Consider the following 18755-nt stretch of genomic DNA (forward strand, 5'->3'; position numbering starts at 1 on the left):
ATTTGAGTAATAAAACTATTTCTGAGGTAGTAAAATTAAAGCGGCGTTTATATGTAGAACTGGTTAAACTCACAGCTGCTGGTAAATTAAGTGAAAAAATAAGTGAACTTCCTTTTCAGATGATAACTAAAGATAGTCCTCGTTACCGTTGCTGTGAATTTAAAGAACGGGCAATTTTTACAGAAAGGATTAAAGCAGCACTTGGTTTTAGTCCTGCTGATACAGAAAGTGTTAAGCTGTCTGAGCTGGCTGAACAGTTGCTAGCTGATCAGCTACCTAAACAGGAGTCAATAGTTGAGGTAATTGCTACTGCCTGTGACAGATGTCCAATTGACAAATATTTTGTGACAGATGCCTGTCGGAATTGTGTTGCTCATAAATGTGTTAATGCCTGTCCAGCTCAAGCAATAGTAATTATTCAAAATAAAGCTTTTATTGATCAAAATAAATGCATAGAATGTGGCCGCTGTGCTGCTGCCTGTTCTTATAACGCTATTTTAGAGAATCAACGTCCCTGTGCAAGAGCATGTGCCGTCAACGCTATAAAAGCTGATAAAAATAGACAGGCTAAGATTGATTCTAATAAATGTGTAAGCTGTGGTAGTTGTATAGAAGCCTGCCCTTTTGGTGCTATAGCTGAAAAAAGTGATTTGGTAAAAGTTTGTCAGCATTTAATTAATCCTGCAGAAAAAGTAATAGCAATGCTGGCGCCATCTTTTGTCGGTCAGTTTGGCTTTAAGGTATCAGCTCCCCAGATAAAATATGCTCTTAAAGAGCTTGGGTTCAATGATGTAGTTGAAGTAGCTCGAGGTGCTGATCTGGTAGCAGCAGCAGAAAGTAAAGAGTTAACAGAAGCAATAGAAGCTGGTCAAGTACTTTTAAGCTCTTGCTGTACTGCTTTTAAAAATATGGTGAAAAATGATTATTCAGAATTAGCAGCTAATCTATCACAAACAAACTCGCCAATGGCAGTAGCTGCGGCTGAATATCAAATAATTGATCCAGCTGCAAAACTTGTTTTTATTGGTCCCTGTACAGCTAAAAAAGCAGAAGCACTCAATAATCCTGATTTAGATTATGTACTGACCTTTGAAGAACTAATCGCTTTAGTCAGTGGTTTTGAAATGAATTTAGCTACAGTTACTGGTAAAGAAAAAATTGAAGATGCCAGCAAACTGGGCAGACAATTTGCTTATGCAGGTGGTTTAGAGAATTCACTGGCTGAGTTAATTGAAATTAATTATAAAAGTAAGCAGGCAGATGGATTAGCTAATTGTCAGCAGGAGCTGGCTCTTATTAAGGCTAATCGGCATGATTACAGTTTTTTAGAGGGGATGGCCTGCTCAGGTGGCTGTGTTGGCGGTCCAGCTGCTATGATTAATCAAAAAGCAGCTAAAAAGTTTGTGAATGACTTTGCTATAGAATCTAATTTAGATCCAGCTAAGTAACTGCTCTTAATTTTTTGAATTTGATATTAATTGATAAAAATAGTTAAATATATTATAATTAAAATGCTGGGATCCCAGCATTTTTCTTTATTTTAATTAGCAGAAAAACTGAAATAAAAATTGAAAAGTTGGGCTGGAACTGAAATAATAGAGAGTAGTGATCTTAATGAAGAACTATCCAGAAAAGGGTGTTTATTTATTAGAAATAAAACTTACCAGGTCAGCTGAAATTATAATTGGTGCTCTAGGGGAAAAAACATTTCCAGCTGGTTATTATTTTTATGCAGGAACAGCACAGCGAACACTACCAGCTAGATTAAAAAGGCACTACAGTAAAAATAAAAAATTTCACTGGCATATAGATTATTTGCTTGCTGTAGCTGATTTAGAAGCTGATTTAGTTTTTACTCTTCCCAAAACAGGAGAGTGTTTATTGAGTAATCAATTAATAAAGATAGGTGGAAAAGTTATAATTAATGGATTCGGGGCCAGTGACTGTAACTGTGACACGCATTTGATTTATTTTCCGTTGACATCTGATTTAACAAAAATAAAAGCTGGCTTATTAGAAAATAAAAAATTATCTAAACAGCTTAGCAATAAAAATTAATTTTATAAGGAGTAGTATATTGAATAAATTTAGTTTATTATTTGAGGAAGTGATTATGTGGAAATAGCTGAGATTCTGGAAAATTTGAATAGAGAACAGGAACTTGCAGTTAAACATAAAAATGGGCCACTGCTTGTTTTAGCTGGAGCAGGTAGTGGTAAAACCAGAGTCTTAACCAGAAGAATTGCTTATTTAATTAACAATTATCAAGTTTCACCTTTTAATATTTTAGCAGTTACTTTTACCAATAAAGCAGCTAATGAGATGAAAGCAAGAGTAGAAAAATTAGTTGGTGGTTTAGCAAGGAATCTTCTGGTTAGTACTTTTCACTCTTTTTGTGTGCGTATTTTAAGGAGAGAAGCAGCAAAATTAGGTTATGATAGTAATTTTGTTATTTTTGATAGTATTGATCAACAAAAATTAATTAAAGAAGTTCTGAAAGCTAAAAATATTGATCCTAAAAAATTAAAACCACGTTCTATTTTAAATCGGATTAGCAGTGCTAAAAATGAATTACAGGAACCAGAAGAATTTATGGCTTATGCAGGCAGTTTTTTTGATAAGAATGCAGCTGATATTTATCAAGAATATCAGAAACAACTGCAGGCTAATAATGCGATGGATTTTGATGATTTGATTCAGCAGACAGTAAAATTGTTTCGGGAGTTTCCTCTTGTTTTAGAATATTATCAAAAGAGATTTAAATATATTATGGTAGATGAATATCAGGATGTTAATCATGCTCAATATGAATTAGTAAATTTGTTGGCTGCTCAGAGCAAAAACATTTGTGTAGTTGGAGATCCTGATCAGGGTATCTATGGATTTCGGGGAGCTGATATTAGTAATATCTTAAATTTCGAAGATGATTATCCTGAAGTTCAAACCATCAGACTTGAACAAAATTATCGTTCTCGGGGCAATATATTAAAAGCAGCTCAGGCTGTGATTAAAAATAATAGTTCTCGTAAAGAAAAAGAATTATGGACAGATAAAGGAGCAGGTGAAAAGATAGAAATTTATACTGCTCAAGACGAAAAAGAAGAAGCTGATTTTGTCTGCAGAACAGCTAAAAAATTAACTAAAACAGGTGAGTTAACTTATGCTGATCTGGCAGTTCTTTATCGAACTAATTCGCAATCAAGAGCCTTTGAAGATATGCTGATGAAATATGGAATTCCTTATCAAATTGTCGGAGGAGTTCGCTTTTATGAAAGACTTGAAATTAAAGATATTATGGCATATCTACGGTTGATTTATAATCCAGTTGATGATATTAGTTTTTTGAGAATAATTAACCGACCAAAAAGAGGAATTGGCCAGGGTACTTTGGCTAAAATACAGCAATTTGCCAGTGCTAATAGTCTTTCTCTTTACGAAGCAGCGCTTCGATCTGAAGAAAATCCAGCTTTAAGTGGAAGCTATCAAAAAAGAGTACTTGCTTTTACTAAAATTATTGAAGAACTAAGAGCAGAGCAGGATCAACTGGCTCTGGCCCGTTTAACCGAAAAATTACTTAACAAAAGTGGCTACCGAGCAGAACTTGAAGCTGAAAAGACTACTCAGGCAGAAAGCCGCTTAGAAAATATTGAAGAGCTTTTTTCTGTAATTAATGAATATATGAAAAATAATGAAGAAAACACATTAGCTGGCTTTTTAGAAGAGGTAACTTTAATGTCAGATATTGATTCATTGGCTGAAGAACAGTCTGTTCTGACTTTAATGACAATTCATTCTGCAAAAGGACTTGAGTTTCCTGTTGTTTTTCTAGTTGGCATGGAAGATGGTATTTTTCCTCATTCTAATTCATTATTTGAACAGCAGGGACTTGAGGAAGAGCGAAGACTTTGTTATGTTGGTATGACCCGGGCAGAAGAAAGATTGTTTTTAAGTAGAGCTCAGCTCAGGCTAAGATTTGGAGAACGTCAGATTAATCCTCCATCCCAATTTTTAGATGAAATCCCATCTGATTTAATTAAAGACGAAACAGCTTTTGCTGCTGAGATCTTTGCTGAAGAAGCTGAACCAGCTAGTCCCCAGGCTAAAACTTCTAGCAGCTATAATGTGGGTCAAAAAATTGTTCATCCTCGCTGGGGGATAGGAGTTATTTTAGCAGTTAAAGGTGAAGCTAATCCAGAACTTAAAATTGCTTTTGAAGAAGGTAAAACGAGGAATCTATTGGCAGAGTTTGCTCCGATTCAGAAAGTTTAGGTAGGTGTTAATTATGAAAAATTTAGAGCAAGAACAAGCTGAACAAAAAATTAAATCTTTACGAGAAAAAATTAGGGAACACGAATATAATTATTTTGTCCTCGATGATCCGCGTATTTCAGATGCTGAATTTGATCAATTAATGCAGCAGTTAATTAAATTAGAGTCTGAATTTCCGAGCTTAGTAACCTCTGATTCACCAACCCAACGAGTTGGAGGAGAAGTTTTAGACGAGTTTGAAAAAGTTGAACATTCCACAACAATGCTCAGCCTTGATAACGCTTTTAATCCAGCTGATTTGCGTGAATTTGATCAGCGAATTCAAAAAAATTTAACTGGACAGACTTATCAATATGTAGTTGAACATAAAATTGATGGTTTATCAGCTGTGATGAGATATGATCAAGGCAGTTTTCAATTAGGAGCAACTAGAGGAAATGGTGAAATTGGAGAAGATATTTCTAAAAATATGAAAACCATTCGTTCTTTACCTTTAAAAATATCTGATCAGGCAAGCTTTGAGCTTCGTGGAGAAATTTATCTTAGTAAAAGCGAATTTGCCAGAATTAATAAAGCAAGGCTAGCCAATGATGAGGCTACTTTTGCTAATCCCAGAAATGCAGCAGCGGGTTCCATAAGACAGCTGGATAGTAAAATTGCTGCTAATAGAAATTTATCAATTTTAGTTTATGATTTGATTTCTCATTCAGAAAAAGAATTTAAAACTCATCTGGAAGTTTTTGCTTATTTAAAAAACCAGGGATTTAAAGTTAACTGGCATCAATCAGCTGAAAATATTGAGCAGGTAATTAAAATTTGTCAGCAGTGGCATGAAAAGAGAGAAGAACTTGACTTTGAAATTGATGGTTTGGTAATTAAGCTTAATAATCTTGCTGATCGACAAAAGCTGGGAGCTACAGCTAGATCACCGCGCTGGGCAATTGCTTATAAATTTCCTGCTCAGCAAAAAACTACTAAAATAAAAGATATTGAAATCTCAGTTGGCAGGACAGGCGCTTTAACTCCAACTGCTGTATTAGAGCCAGTCGAACTAGCTGGTTCTACAGTTAGCCGGGCTACACTGCATAATGAAGATGAAATTGAACGTAAAGACATTCGAATTGGCGATACTGCTTTAGTACAAAAAGCTGGTGATGTGATTCCAGAAGTAGTTAAAATTATTAAAGCTGAACGGACAGGCAAAGAACATCAATTTATAATGCCAGAACACTGTCCTGTTTGCGGCAGTAAAGTAATTAGACCAGAAGATGAAGCTGTAACGAGATGTACAAATATTAGCTGTCCTGCCCAACGTAAAGAGGGAATCCTGCATTTCGTTTCTCGGAATGCAATGAATATAGATGGAATTGGTCCTGCCTTAGTAGAACAATTACTCAGTAATAATTTAATTGAAGACTATGCTGATCTATATTTTCTTAAGGTATCTCATTTAGCTGATTTAGAGAGGATGGGCCAAAAATCATCGCAGAATGTTATTACAGCTATTAAAGATAGCAAAGACCGTGAATTTTTTCGGGTTCTTTATGCTCTAGGAATTAGACATGTCGGGATTGGAGCTGCCCGTATATTAGCTGATAATTTTACTTCAATTGCTGAATTAGAATCAACTTCCGTGGAAAAATTAGTGGAAATTGCTGAAATTGGTCCTGTAATTGCTGAAAGTATTGTAGGTTTTTTTCAGGAAAGACATAATCAAGACTTAATCTGTCGTTTAAAACAGGCTGGTATTAAGCTAGCAAGAAAAGCTGAACAAAGTGATAAGTTTCTGGCTGGCTATAAATTTGTTTTTACTGGTTCACTGGAAAATTTTACTCGTTCAGAAGTGAAAGATTTAGTTGAAAAGGCTGGAGGGAGAGCTGTTAGCTCAGTTAGTTCACAAACAGATTTTTTAGTTAGTGGTAAAAATCCTGGTTCTAAATATAAACAGGCAACTGAACTTGGTGTGGAAATTTTAACTGAGGCTGAATTTGAAAAATTACTTGCTAAAGAGAAAACTGTAACTAAAAAATAGCTATTTTGACTAAATAGATAAGTTTTTTTATGTTATAATAGATAATATGGTTTTGGATAATATTTCAATTAGCTATTTTATAGTCCAGAATTGCTCTGCTGCTTGAAAATTTTAGTTTGAAGTCTGTTTTATTACTTTAGAACAGGCAAATTTAAATTTAACTAAGAGTGAGGAGGAAAAGAAATGATTGATAAAAAAGATGTTGAATACGCCGCTGGTCTGGCGCAATTAAAACTTACTGAATCTGAAAAGGAAAAATATACAGAACAGATTGGTCAAATTCTTAATTATGTTGATAAGTTGGGTGAGTTGGATACAGAAGGAGTAGTACCGACTGCTTATACTGTGCCGATGAAAAATGTACTCAGAGAGGATAAAGTTACTGAGTCACTTCCGAGAGAAAAAACACTTGCCAATGCCCCTGACCAAAAAGATGGTCAATTTAGAACACCAAAAATCATGTCAGATTAAGTAGTTGAGGAGGTAGTTAATTAAAATGAATATTTTTGATTTAACAATTCACGAATTAAAAGATAAATTAGCAGCCGGAGAATTAACAGCTGCTGAAATTAAAGCAGCTTTTAGCGATCGGATTGCAGAAGTTGATCCCCAGGTAAAATCTTATTTAACAGTAACTGATGAACTTTCTGAAAAGCAACTGGCAAATTATGATTCAGCTAAAGAAGCAGCTCTAGCAGGAATTCCTATTGCAGTTAAGGATAATATGTCAACTGATGGAATTACAACCACTTGTGCTTCAAAGATGCTGGAAAATTATCGTCCCCCCTATAATGCTACAGTAGTAGAAAAGCTTAATCAAGCTGGAGCAGTAATTATGGGTAAAACTAATATGGATGAATTTGCAATGGGATCTTCAACTGAGAATTCAGCTTTTTTTAATACACATAATCCCTGGAATTTAAATCATGCTCCAGGAGGTTCCAGCGGAGGATCTGCAGCTGCTGTAGCAGCTGGAGAATGTGCTGCTGCCCTGGGTTCAGATACAGGTGGCTCAATTAGACAGCCTGCATCTTATTGTGGTGTAGTTGGTTTAAAACCAACTTATGGTTTAGTTTCTCGCTATGGATTAGTTGCCTTTGCATCTTCTCTGGACCAAATTGGCCCAATTACTAAAGATGTGGAAGATACGGCAATTTTAATGAATGTTATTGCTGGTCATGATGAAAAAGATTCTACTTCAGTAAAGCGGGAAAAAGAAGATTATACAGCTTATTTAAAAGAAGATGTTAGTCAGCTAAAAATTGGAATACCAGCTGAATATTTTGAACTTGACTTTGATCAAGAAGTAAAGGATAGTGTTCTGGCAGCTGTCGAAAAATTAAAAGAAGCAGGAGCAACAGTTGAGACAGTACATATGACAGATGCCGCCTATGCTCTAGCTGCTTACTATGTAATTGCTCCTGCAGAAGCAAGTTCTAATTTAGCTCGTTATGATGGAGTTCGTTATGGTCTGCGCAGCGAAGAAACAGCTGATGTAACAACTATGTTTACCAATACTAGATATCAAGGGTTTGGGGATGAAGTAAAAAGAAGAATTATGATTGGGACCTATGCTCTGAGTTCAGGTTATTATGATGCCTATTATTTAAAGGCTCAAAAAGCTAGAACTTTAATTAAAGATGATTTTGACCGCATTTTTAATGATTTTGATTTAATCATTACTCCAACTGCTCCTAATACAGCAATTGAGTTAGGATCTAAAAGTGATCCTCTAGAAATGTATTATACAGATATTTTCACAGTACCGATTAATATTGCTGGAGTTCCAGCTATGTCAATTCCCTGTGGCTTTGATAGTAATGAAATGCCAATCGGTCTGCAGTTAATCGGGCCTCATTTTGGAGAGGGCAAGATTATTCAGGCTGCTTATACTTTAGAAAAATTATTGGCTTTAAAAAATAAACGGGCAGAACTATAAATTTTAGGAGAGGTGAAAAAATGTCTACTAAATATGAAACAGTAATTGGTCTGGAAGTCCATGTCCAATTAGCAACAAAATCAAAGATTTTTTGCGGCTGCAGCACAGAATTTGGTAAAGCTCCCAACGAAAATACCTGTCCTGTTTGCCTGGGATTACCTGGTACTTTGCCAGTATTAAATAAAAAGGCAGTTGATTATGCAATTATGGCTGGTTTGGCTCTTAATTGTGAAATAGCTGATTACTCTAAATTTGATCGTAAAAATTATTTTTATCCTGATCTTCCAAAAGCTTATCAAATTTCACAATTTGATTTGCCAGTTGCTCAAAATGGTAAAATAAAAATTGAAACAGAAGCTGGTAAATTTGAAATTGGTGTAACTAGAGTTCATCTGGAAGAAGATGCTGGTAAATTAATTCATGAAGGTAGTATAGATAATTCAAAAGGTAGTTTGGTTGACTATAATCGGACAGGAGTTCCTTTAATTGAAATAGTTAGTGAACCAGATATGAGAACTCCTGCTCAGGCTAAAGCTTATTTAACAGAATTGAAACTGATTATGGAATATCTAGCTATTTCTGATTGCAATATGGAAGAAGGTTCTCTACGCTGTGATGCTAATATTTCTTTAAGACCAATTGGCCAGGAAGAATTTGGCACTAAAGCAGAATTGAAAAATATGAATTCTTTTAGTGCGGTTGAAAAAGGTCTGACTTATGAAGTTAAAAGACAAAAAGATATTTTAGAATCAGGCGGAGAGGTTGTTCAGGAGACAAGGACCTGGGATGAAGCATTGGGTCGTACTATATCAATGCGTGGTAAAGAAGAAGCTCATGACTATCGTTATTTTCCTGAACCTGATTTAGTGCCTTTAGAAATTAGTCAGGAGTGGAAAGATCAGATGCAGGCTCAATTACCGGAACTTCCCCGGGCTAAATATCAACGTTTTGTAACTGATCTAGGCTTACCTGAATATGATGCAGGCGTTTTAACTGGAGACAGAGAACTGGCTGAATTTTTTGAAGCTGCTTTAAAAGATTATAATGATCCCAAGAATTTAAGTAATTGGATGATGGGAGAGTTTTTACGACTTTTAAATGAAAACAATCAAACTCCTTTAGATTCTGGAATTACAGCTCAAAATTTAGCTAAAATGTTAACTATGATAGATCAGGATGTAATTAGTGGTAAAATAGCTAAAGAAGTTTTCGAAAAAATGTATACGACTGGTAATGATCCTGAGAAAATTGTTGAAGCAGAAGGATTAAAACAAATTAGTGATCAAAGTGAACTAGAAGATATTGTAGCAGGAGTTATTGCAGATAACCCTGAAGCAGTAGAAGATGTTCAGAATGGAAAAGATCGAGCTATTGGTTATCTTGTTGGTCAGGTAATGAAAGAAACTAGAGGAAAAGCTAATCCTGGCATGGTTAATCAGCTTTTAAGAGAAAAACTAAAAAGTTAAATTAGTTAAATTTTTTTGAACTAGTCTGTCAGTTAATTATCTGCTGACAGCTAGTTCAATTAATTGATATTTTTTAAATTTTCTGCAATTTAGCTACAGGAGGAGATTAGAATGCTTAATTTAGATCAGATAGCAGTCAAAATTAAAAATAGAATACCCGGACCGATTCGTCTCCAGAGGTATTTTTCTGTTTTAATCCCCTTGCTTGAACTACAGGGAGAGCTACATTTAGTTTATGAAATGCGGTCTGCTAACTTAGCTACCCAGCCAGGTCAGATTTGCTTTCCCGGAGGTGGAATTGAAAAAGGGGAAGAATTCTCTGAGGCAGCAATTAGAGAATGTAGTGAAGAATTATTAATCCCATCTACTAAAATAGAATTGTTGGGTGAAAGTGATTATTTGCTTACTCCTTTTAATTTTACTATTTATGCTTTTGTTGGCCGGCTTAAATTAAACTCTTTAACTGAAATAAAAGCTAATAGCTACGAGGTTGCAGAAGTTTTTACTGTTCCGTTAAAATATTTTTTAAATAATCCAGCTGAAAAATATACTGCAGTTTTAAAAAGTGAGTTTGATTCTGATTTCCCCTATCATCTGCTCCCTCAGGGAAAAAAATATAATTCACGGCGTGGTGATTATCAAATTTATTTTTATCGGTATCAGGACAAAATAATTTGGGGTATAACTGCTGAACTAACTAAAAAATTTATTGATATTATTAGATCTGAATAAAGACTTGACATTTTAGCAAGTATATCGTATTATTTAAATAAAGCAATATAATAGAATTGGAGGAATTCAAATGCCTTTTTTCACAAGTGAACAAGGAAAAAAAATTCTGGAAGCTAATTTTAAGGTTCTAGAAACAGAAGCAAATATATTAAAAGCAATAGCCCATCCAATTAGGCTGGCTATAGTTAAAGGCCTGCTGGCAGAAGAGGGCTGTAATGTTTCAGAAATGCAAGATTGCCTTGATATTCCCCAGTCTACACTTTCACAGCATTTAGCTCGACTTAGAGAGGCAGATATTTTAAGTAGTGAAAGAAATGGACTAGAAAGAAATTATTACGTTGTGAACAAAAAAGCTCAGCAGATAATCGGGGTTTTGAGTAAATTTAAATTAGAAAAATAACTTTGCTTAGCCGATAATTTTAAAATAGATTAAGTTAATTATTGACAGGAGGAATTCAAAATGGCTAAAAAAATTGTAATAATAGGTGGAGTTGCTGGTGGAGCAAGCACAGCAGCCCGCCTGCGTAGAATGGATGAACAGGCAGAAATAATTATTTTGGAAAAAGGAGAGCATATATCTTTTGCCAATTGTGGGTTACCTTATCACATTGGAGACGTTATTCCAGAAAGAGAAAAATTACTAGTTCAGACACCAGAAGCAATGAAAGCTAGATTTAAAATTGATGTTAGAATTAAAAATGAAGCATTAAAAATTAACAGACAGCAAAAAACTTTAGATATTAAAGATTTGGCAACTGGAGAAACTTATCAGGAAAGCTATGATAAACTTGTTTTATCACCTGGAGCTAGACCAATAAAACCACCTTTACCTGGACTTGATTTTGATCAAGTATTTACTTTAAGAAATATTCCAGATACTGATCAGATAAAAAATTATCTAGATCAGCACAAACCAGATCGTGCAGTAGTTGTGGGCGGAGGATTCATTGGCCTTGAAATGGCAGAAAATCTTCATGAAAGAGGTCTTGAGGTTTCACTTGTTGAAATGATGGATCAGCTGATGGGAGCACTTGATTATGAAATGGCAGCTCAGTTGCATAATCATCTGCGAACCAAAGGGATTGATTTACAGCTTGGTGATGGAATAACAGGAGTTGAAGAGGCTGGTTCACGTAAATTAGTTAATTTGCAGAGTGGGAAAAGTATTAAAACGGATCTAGTTATTCTGGCAATTGGTGTAAAGCCAAATACAGAGCTAGCTGCTCAGGCTAATTTAGAAATTGGACCAACAGGTGGAATTAAAGTAAATGAATATCTTCAAACTTCCGATCCAGATATTTATGCAATAGGTGATGCAATTGAAGTAAAAGATTTTGTGAGTGAAAATCCAACTATGGTACCATTAGCTGGACCAGCTAATAAGCAGGGCAGAATAGTAGCTGATAATATTTCTGGGCGCCAGGAAAAATATCAGGGAACTCAGGGTACAGCTATTGCTAAAGCCTTTGATTTAGCAGTTGCTTCAACTGGTTTAGCAGAAAAAAAGCTGCAGGAGCTGGGAATAGATTACCATACAGTTCATATTAATTCTAATAACCATGCTGGCTACTATCCAGGAGCAGTTCCAATGTTTATAAAATTGCTCTTTTCTCCAGAAGGAACTGTTCTGGGAGCTCAAATTGTCGGTTATGAAGGTGTTGATAAAAGAATAGATATATTTGCAACAGCTGTCCGTCATAAGTTTAGTATTTATGATTTACAAGAATTAGAGCTTGCTTATGCACCGCCTTATGGTTCTGCTAAAGACCCAGTTAATATGGTAGGATTTGCAGCTGGCAATTTACTGCAGGGTGAGGTAGAAAATACTTATTGGCAGGAATTAGAAGATATTGATCCTGTTAAAACTGTGTTACTTGATGTACGGGAAGAAGTAGAGACACAGCTTGGTGTAATTAAAAATTCAATTAATATTCCTTTAAATGAATTAAGAGATCGTCTAGTTGAACTTGACCAAGATAAAGAATACATTAGTTATTGTGCAGTAGGATTGAGAGGTTATATAGCTGCCCGAATTTTAAGTCAACATGGTTTTAAAGTTAGTAATTTAAGCGGTGGATATAAATTATATAAAGCGGTTAAAGATGATCAAGAAAAAGTAATTGAAGCCCCAGATGAAGCTAACTATAATTCAGCTTCTAATCCTGAAGAAGCAAATCAAATTGGACTTGATATGCTGAAAAAAGGACAAGGTAAATTACTTGAACTTGATGCTTGTGGTCTGCAGTGTCCTGGACCAATTATGCAGGTTTATAAGAAAATGGAAAAAATGAAGCAGGGTGATATTCTCGAAGTAAAAGCAACTGATCCTGGTTTTAAACAAGATATCAGAGCCTGGGCCAAAAATACTGGTAATACTGTTTTAAGTATCGAAGAAGAAGCTAAAATAATTAAAGTTACTCTTTTAAAAGGAGCACTAGAAAGCTCAGATTCTCAAGCTGTACAAACAACACCGGGAACGGGAAAACAAGCTAATTTGGCTGTTCAACCAACTAAAAAAGGTAAAACAATGGTAGTTTTTAGTGGTGAGCTTGATAAAGCAATTGCATCTTTTATTATTGCAAATGGTGCAGCAGCAATGGGTAATGATGTGACTTTATTTTTTACTTTCTGGGGCTTAAATATTTTACGTAAAGATGGCCCAATTAGTTCAGAAAAAAATGTAATGGAAAAAATGTTTGCTAAAATGATGCCACAGGGAAGTAAAAAATTGCCGCTTTCGAATATGAACATGCTGGGAATTGGGCCTAAAATGATTCGTGGAATTATGGACAAAAAAGGTGTTGATTCACTGGAAGAGTTGATAAGTCAAGCCCAAGATAATGGTGTTCGACTTGTTGCCTGTCAAATGACTATGGATATGTTAGGAATAAAAAAAGAAGAACTGCTGCCTGGTGTTGAAGTTGGGGGAGTTGCAACTTTTCTGGGAGCAGCAGATGAATCTAATATGAGTTTGTTTATCTAAAATTAATTGAATTTAACTTTTTAAATGTAAATATAAAGGGCTGCCTATTAAGGCAGCCTTTATATTTATTAAGATGTATTTAAATAGAATTTCTGTTTTCAAGTTTACTATAAATATGTTTAAATTTAAAATAGATCCAGATAACTGCTGGAATTAAACTAGCTGCTTCTGAAATAGGAAAAGCAAACCAGAGTTTTTCTAGTCCAAACCATTGCCCCAGCAAGTACATAACAGGTAAAAGAACAATTATTTGACGTAAAAATGAGAAAAACAAACTAGGAAATCCATTACCAAGGGCCTGAAAAGTAGTAGAAATTATAATAGCTGGTCCAATAATGGGAAATGCAATACTAATTATCCTGAGCGCATTTTCTCCAATAGCAAGCAGCTGTGGATCATTATTAAATAATTTAATTAACAAGTCAGGTATAGTTTGAAAAATAACAAAACCAGTTGTAGTAAAAATAACAGCAACTAAAAGGGTTGATTTAAATGTTTTTTTCATTCGATCAGGATTATGGTGTCCATAATTATACCCCATAATCGGCATAAAGCCTTGATTTAAACCAAATACTGGCATAAAGACAAAGGACTGCAGTCTAAAATAAATTCCAGCTGCAGCAATTGCTGTGCTACCAAAACCAGCTAAAATTCTATTCATACCTCCCAGCATAAAACTGGCCAGGAATTGCATTACCATAGCAGGAAAACCTACAATATAAATTTCCCGAATAATTGTGAAGTCCAGCGAGAAGTCACGAGGGGAAATCTGTAGTTCATTTTTATCACTAAATAAAATGTAAATCAGGAAAAAAGTACTAATTATTCTTGCTATAACTGTTGCTAAAGCAGCACCAGAAACCCCCATAGCAGGGAAAAAACCAATTCCATAGATAAGAAATGGATCAAATATAATATTAAGTATTGAACCGATTAACATTGCTACCATAGGAGTAAAAGTATTACCTTCTCCCCGTAAAACATTATTAGTGATCATCGGGAAAAAAAGTGCTATAGAACCTAATAAAATAATTTCTATGTAATCTCCCCCCATTTGAATTAAATTCCTTTCACTAGTAAATAAATTAATAATTTGATCAGAAAAGAAAAATCCAAGTAGAGCTACAATAATTCCATAAATAAAAGCCAGTAAAATACTATGTTCAGCCGCATTAATAGCTGCGTGTCTGTTATTTTCACCTAAACGTCTAGAAATTAAAGAACTTGCTCCAACTCCAGTTCCTACCCCAATCCCCAATAAAATTATTTGAATGGGAAAAGCAAGTGAAAGTGCAGAAAGAGCATCAGTACTTATTCTTCCAACATAAATACTGTCAACTACATTATAAAGAGCTTGGATTGCCATAGCTATAATTGAAGGAACAGATAATCGCATTAAAAGCGGAATAATTGGTTCTGTTCCCAGTTTTTTTGATTTGCTTTCCATAAACATACCTCCTAATATTAATATTTTGCTGTTGATAATGTATCATAAAAATTTAACTTTTTTAATTAGCTGTTTAAACTTATGTAATTATTCTAATTTAAAAAATAGTTGATAAGTAGGAAATTAAAGGAATACTTAAAGCAGCCAGCAAAGTGGATAAAAAGAGACTTTCGGCAGCAAATATATAATCTCCTCCATATCTTTCAGCAAAAATAACACCGTTTGCTGAAGCTGGCATGGCTATTTGAATAACTAAAATAGTTCTGATTGGATCAGCAACGTTAAAATAGCTTAGTATTAATAAAGCAGTAATTGGGATTAAAAGCAGTTTTAAAAAAGAGTAAATAAATATATTTATATCTTTAAAAATACCGGCAAAATTTATTTCTGCCAGACCACAGCCAATTACAAGCATAGAAAGCGGAAAGGTAGCTTCTGCCAGCATATCAACAGCAGACATAATGGTAGTTGGTAATTTGATACCAGTTATCATTAATCCTACTCCAATAATAATTGCTATAACACCGTTATTTAAAACCTGGCGCAGATCAAACCCTTCTTCCTGCTTGCTCCGTAGAAAAAGATTGATTCCATAAGTCCAGATTAACAGATTAAAAATAATTACCCCAATTGAACCGAAGAAAAGTCCTTTTTCCGGAAAAATAACATTAATAACTGGCAGACCCATATAACCAACATTACCAAAAATTAAAAAGAATTTAATCACAGTCTTTTTTGCTTTATTAACAGGAAATAATTTGGCAATTAAACTGCCAATTATAATTAAGACTAAATAAAAAGCAATCCAGTAAAGAAATAGTTTTTTAAAATTACTTAACATACTGGCTGTGATCTCTATTTGAAGTGAAGAAATTAACATTGCTGGTATTACAAGATCTAATAATATTTTTGAGATTGCGCCAGTTTCTTTTTTATCAAGATGATTTGTTTTTCTTAGAAGATAACCCAGCCCAATTAAGATAAATAAAGATATAATTTGCTTAATAACAACTGTAAAATTCAAAAATCTGCCTCCCAATTTTAATTTAAGCCCCAATGATTAATTGCGGCTTGTTAGATAATAATATTTATAATTGTTAACCAATCTATCAACCAATTCTACCATAGAAAAAAAAATCTGTAAAGCTTGCTCTGACTAGCTGAGCTTAGATTATTTGCCTAAAAGTTAAATTTTATGTTAAACTAAGCTTAAACTTAAGCTCTAAAATATTTTAAAGAAAAGCTGGATTATAGTAAAATAAAAATTATATTTAATTAATAATATATTTAAAGATTATATATAGTAGATTATAAGAGGAGTGCCTATTTTGAAAAAAGGAAGTATTCTTAAATTAAAAATTCACGATCTTGCGCATGGTGGAGATGGAGTTGCCAGAACTGACTCAGGACGAACTGTTTTTATTTCTCGCACAGTACCAGGTGATTTAGTTGAGGCTAAGGTTACTAAAATTAAAAAAAACTATGCTTTTGCCAATTTGAAAAAAATAATAAAGCCGGCTGCCAATAGAATAGAACCTCCCTGTCCTGTTTTTCAGACATGTGGAGGATGTCAGCTGCAGCAGCTTGATTATCAAGCAGAGTTAGAACTTAAAACTAACAATATTAAACAGTTAGTTAATCGTATTGGTGGGATTAATAATTTTAAATTAAATCCTGTTCAGGCAGCTGCAGCAGAATTTCGTTATCGAAATAAAGCTCAATTTCCGCTGGCAATTAATAAAGCAGGAAAAATTACAGCTGGATTTTATCAGCGGGGAAGTCATAAAGTAGTACCTTATCATGATTGTTTAATCCAGCATCCTTTAATTAATCGTATTTTGAAAGTTACGCTAGCTGAACTAAATAAAGCAGAACTTACAGTCTATAATGAACACACTTTACAGGGACTGCTCAGGCATCTTGTGATTAGAGTTGGCTTTTGTACTAATCAGGCATTATTGGTTTTAGTAACTAATCGACTAGAATTTAAAGAAAAAAAAGCAATTGCTCGTTCTTTGATGAAACAGATTCCAGAACTAAAAGGAATTATGCAAAATGTTAATTCTGCTAATACCAATGTGATTTTTGGTCAGCAAGACCTTTTGTTAGCAGGTAAAGCTAAAATTAAAGAATATATTGGAAAGACAGTTTATTCCATTTCTGCTCGTTCATTTTTTCAGGTTAATACAATGCAGGCTGAAAAACTCTATAGTAAAGTTGTCAGTTATTTGGAAGCTGCTTCAGCTGAAAATGTTATTGATGCTTTTTCTGGTACAGGCAGCATAGCACTTTATCTGGCTGAAAAAGTTAAACAAATTTATGCTATTGAATCACTCCCTCAGGCAGTTACAGATGCGAAATTTAATGCTGAGTTAAATCAAATTGAAAAAATAAAATTTATCCAGGGACAGGTCGAAAAAGAATTACCTGCTTTAGTTGCCGAAAATGAGATTGATACAATTATTTTTGATCCTCCGCGCAAAGGGCTTGCTGCAGAAACACTAGAACTGTTAAAAAATGTTAATATTGCTACTTTAATTTATATTTCCTGTAATCCTGCTACTCAGGCACGAGACTTAGCGATATTAAAAACAGATTATAATTTAGTTGAAATTCAACCAGTTGATCTTTTTCCCCAGACTTATCATTTAGAATCAATTGCCTTATTGAAAAGCAAAAAATGACTTTTTAATAGAGCAGGAGAGGATGAAAAAAGTGAATAAAACAATTGATTTGATTGAACAAAGAGTATCTTTGAGAAAATTTGCTGATCGCAAAATATCATGTCAAGTTAAAAATCAGATTTTACATAGTACTTTGAGGGCACCAACAGCAGGAAATATGATGCTGTATTCGATTATTGATGTTGTTGATCAGCACAAAAAAGAAGTATTAAGCCGTAGCTGTGATAATCAACCTTTTATTGCTAAAGCTCCGCTTGTTTTAATTTTTTTAGCTGATTTTCAACGATGGTATGATTATTACAAACTATCAGATGTAAAAGATTATTGTAAACAAAACGGTAAAGAATTTATTGGACCTACTGAAGCTGATTTAATGTTAGGCTGTAGTGATGCTTTAATTGCAGCCCAGACTGCTGTGCTGGCTGCTGAATCATTAGAGATTGGTTCTTGTTATATTGGCGATATTATGGAAAATTATGAAACACATCGTGAATTGTTTGAACTTCCTGAATGGACATTCCCAGTTACAATGTTAGTTATGGGCTATTATCCTGATAACAGGCCTACTCCACGGCCTCGCTTTAATCAAGAATATATAGTCACAAAAGATATTTATCATAAATTAACAGATGCTGAATTGCAGGATTTGTTTGCTGAACGCAGCCAAAGATTTAAGCCTGATAATAGTTTAGCTGCTCAAAATTTTGGTCAGTTTATGTATGGGCGTAAAACAGGTGCTGATTTTTCAGCTGAAATGGCACGCTCTGTTAAAAAATTTCTAAAACACTGGCAGGGGGAAAAATTATAATCTTTTAGTTTATTCTAAATAAATTTAAAATCCTTTTTAAGAAGCGTTAAATGGCTTACTGAATTTTAATCTCTAAACTGTAATTATTTAATTAAGCTAAATAAAAAGTATGTATTGATTAATTTATTTAGAGGAGGTTTAAGTTATGGATAAGCAACAACTTAAAAGTGATTGGGATGACTTAAAAGATTCAGTTCAGCAAAAATGGGATGAATTAACAGACCAGGATTTCTCTGAAATTAAAGGAGATAAAGATAAATTAATATCTCACATTCAAGATAAATATCAACAAAGTAAAGAAAAAGCTACTCAAGAAGTTAATAAGTGGCTTGCTAAATTTGATAAATAATATTATTTATTATAATTTTTGTAATCTGATTCGCGAAAGGAGTAAT

15 protein-coding genes are annotated in these 18755 nt (G+C 34.0%); 13 read left to right on the plus strand and 2 right to left on the minus strand.

The genetic code is table 11. The features are described from left to right. Positions 1-2 precede the first annotated feature (2 nt). From BMZ74_RS05000 to BMZ74_RS05045, 10 genes are all read left to right on the plus strand, one after another. Entirely contained in the window at positions 3-1448 is a 1446-nt protein-coding gene (locus BMZ74_RS05000) for a monomeric [FeFe] hydrogenase (RefSeq protein WP_089860647.1), read from the plus strand. A gap of 166 nt (positions 1449-1614) precedes the next feature. Then, on the plus strand, positions 1615-2058 hold the full coding sequence (locus tag BMZ74_RS05005) for a GIY-YIG nuclease family protein (protein WP_089860649.1): 444 nt from the start codon (positions 1615-1617) through the stop codon (positions 2056-2058). Between the two features lie 57 nt (positions 2059-2115). Further along, the gene (pcrA, locus tag BMZ74_RS05010) at positions 2116-4269 is read left to right on the plus strand and encodes a DNA helicase PcrA (RefSeq protein WP_089860651.1); all 2154 of its coding nucleotides are present in this window, start codon (positions 2116-2118) and stop codon (positions 4267-4269) included. Positions 4270-4282: 13 nt separating this feature from the next. Next, complete coding sequence (ligA, locus tag BMZ74_RS05015) at positions 4283-6301, plus strand: NAD-dependent DNA ligase LigA (protein WP_089860653.1); 2019 nt, start codon at positions 4283-4285, stop codon at positions 6299-6301. A 183-nt stretch (positions 6302-6484) separates the two neighbouring features. Then, the gene (gene gatC / locus BMZ74_RS05020) at positions 6485-6772 is read left to right on the plus strand and encodes an Asp-tRNA(Asn)/Glu-tRNA(Gln) amidotransferase subunit GatC (protein ID WP_089860655.1); all 288 of its coding nucleotides are present in this window, start codon (positions 6485-6487) and stop codon (positions 6770-6772) included. A 25-nt stretch (positions 6773-6797) separates the two neighbouring features. Then, positions 6798-8240 carry an Asp-tRNA(Asn)/Glu-tRNA(Gln) amidotransferase subunit GatA gene (gatA, locus tag BMZ74_RS05025; protein WP_089860657.1) on the plus strand — a complete coding sequence of 481 codons (1443 nt, stop codon included), beginning with the start codon at positions 6798-6800 and terminating at the stop codon, positions 8238-8240. Between the two features lie 20 nt (positions 8241-8260). Then, a complete protein-coding gene (gene gatB, locus BMZ74_RS05030) occupies positions 8261-9706 on the plus strand; it encodes an Asp-tRNA(Asn)/Glu-tRNA(Gln) amidotransferase subunit GatB (protein ID WP_089860659.1) in 1446 nt (481 codons plus the stop codon). Between the two features lie 111 nt (positions 9707-9817). Then, positions 9818-10438, plus strand: coding sequence for an NUDIX hydrolase (locus tag BMZ74_RS05035; RefSeq protein ID WP_089860661.1), 621 nt, complete (start codon positions 9818-9820; stop codon positions 10436-10438). A gap of 70 nt (positions 10439-10508) precedes the next feature. Next, positions 10509-10838: an ArsR/SmtB family transcription factor gene (locus BMZ74_RS05040; RefSeq protein ID WP_089860663.1), complete on the plus strand. Its 330-nt coding sequence runs from the start codon at positions 10509-10511 to the stop codon at positions 10836-10838. 60 nt (positions 10839-10898) lie between these two features. Further along, positions 10899-13421, plus strand: coding sequence for a CoA-disulfide reductase (locus BMZ74_RS05045; protein ID WP_089860665.1), 2523 nt, complete (start codon positions 10899-10901; stop codon positions 13419-13421). A gap of 79 nt (positions 13422-13500) precedes the next feature. Here BMZ74_RS05045 and BMZ74_RS05050 read toward each other — a convergent pair whose 3' ends face one another. Both BMZ74_RS05050 and BMZ74_RS05055 read right to left on the minus strand, forming a co-directional pair. Then, entirely contained in the window at positions 13501-14868 is a 1368-nt protein-coding gene (locus BMZ74_RS05050) for an MATE family efflux transporter (protein WP_089860667.1), read from the minus strand. Between the two features lie 97 nt (positions 14869-14965). After that, the gene (locus BMZ74_RS05055) at positions 14966-15892 is read right to left on the minus strand and encodes an AEC family transporter (protein WP_177181366.1); all 927 of its coding nucleotides are present in this window, start codon (positions 15890-15892) and stop codon (positions 14966-14968) included. A 304-nt stretch (positions 15893-16196) separates the two neighbouring features. On the opposite strand from BMZ74_RS05055, the gene rlmD reads away from it, so the two are divergent. From rlmD to BMZ74_RS05070, 3 genes are all read left to right on the plus strand, one after another. Beyond that, positions 16197-17552: a 23S rRNA (uracil(1939)-C(5))-methyltransferase RlmD gene (gene rlmD / locus BMZ74_RS05060; RefSeq protein ID WP_089860670.1), complete on the plus strand. Its 1356-nt coding sequence runs from the start codon at positions 16197-16199 to the stop codon at positions 17550-17552. Between the two features lie 22 nt (positions 17553-17574). Further along, positions 17575-18360 (plus strand): nitroreductase family protein, encoded by a 786-nt coding sequence (locus tag BMZ74_RS05065; RefSeq protein WP_089860672.1) that lies wholly within the window; start codon positions 17575-17577, stop codon positions 18358-18360. Positions 18361-18505: 145 nt separating this feature from the next. After that, on the plus strand, positions 18506-18709 hold the full coding sequence (locus tag BMZ74_RS05070; RefSeq protein WP_089860674.1) for a CsbD family protein: 204 nt from the start codon (positions 18506-18508) through the stop codon (positions 18707-18709). The last annotated feature ends 46 nt before the right edge of the window (positions 18710-18755 follow it).

This window comes from Halanaerobium salsuginis (assembly GCF_900114545.1).
Lineage (GTDB): Bacteria > Bacillota > Halanaerobiia > Halanaerobiales > Halanaerobiaceae > Halanaerobium > Halanaerobium salsuginis.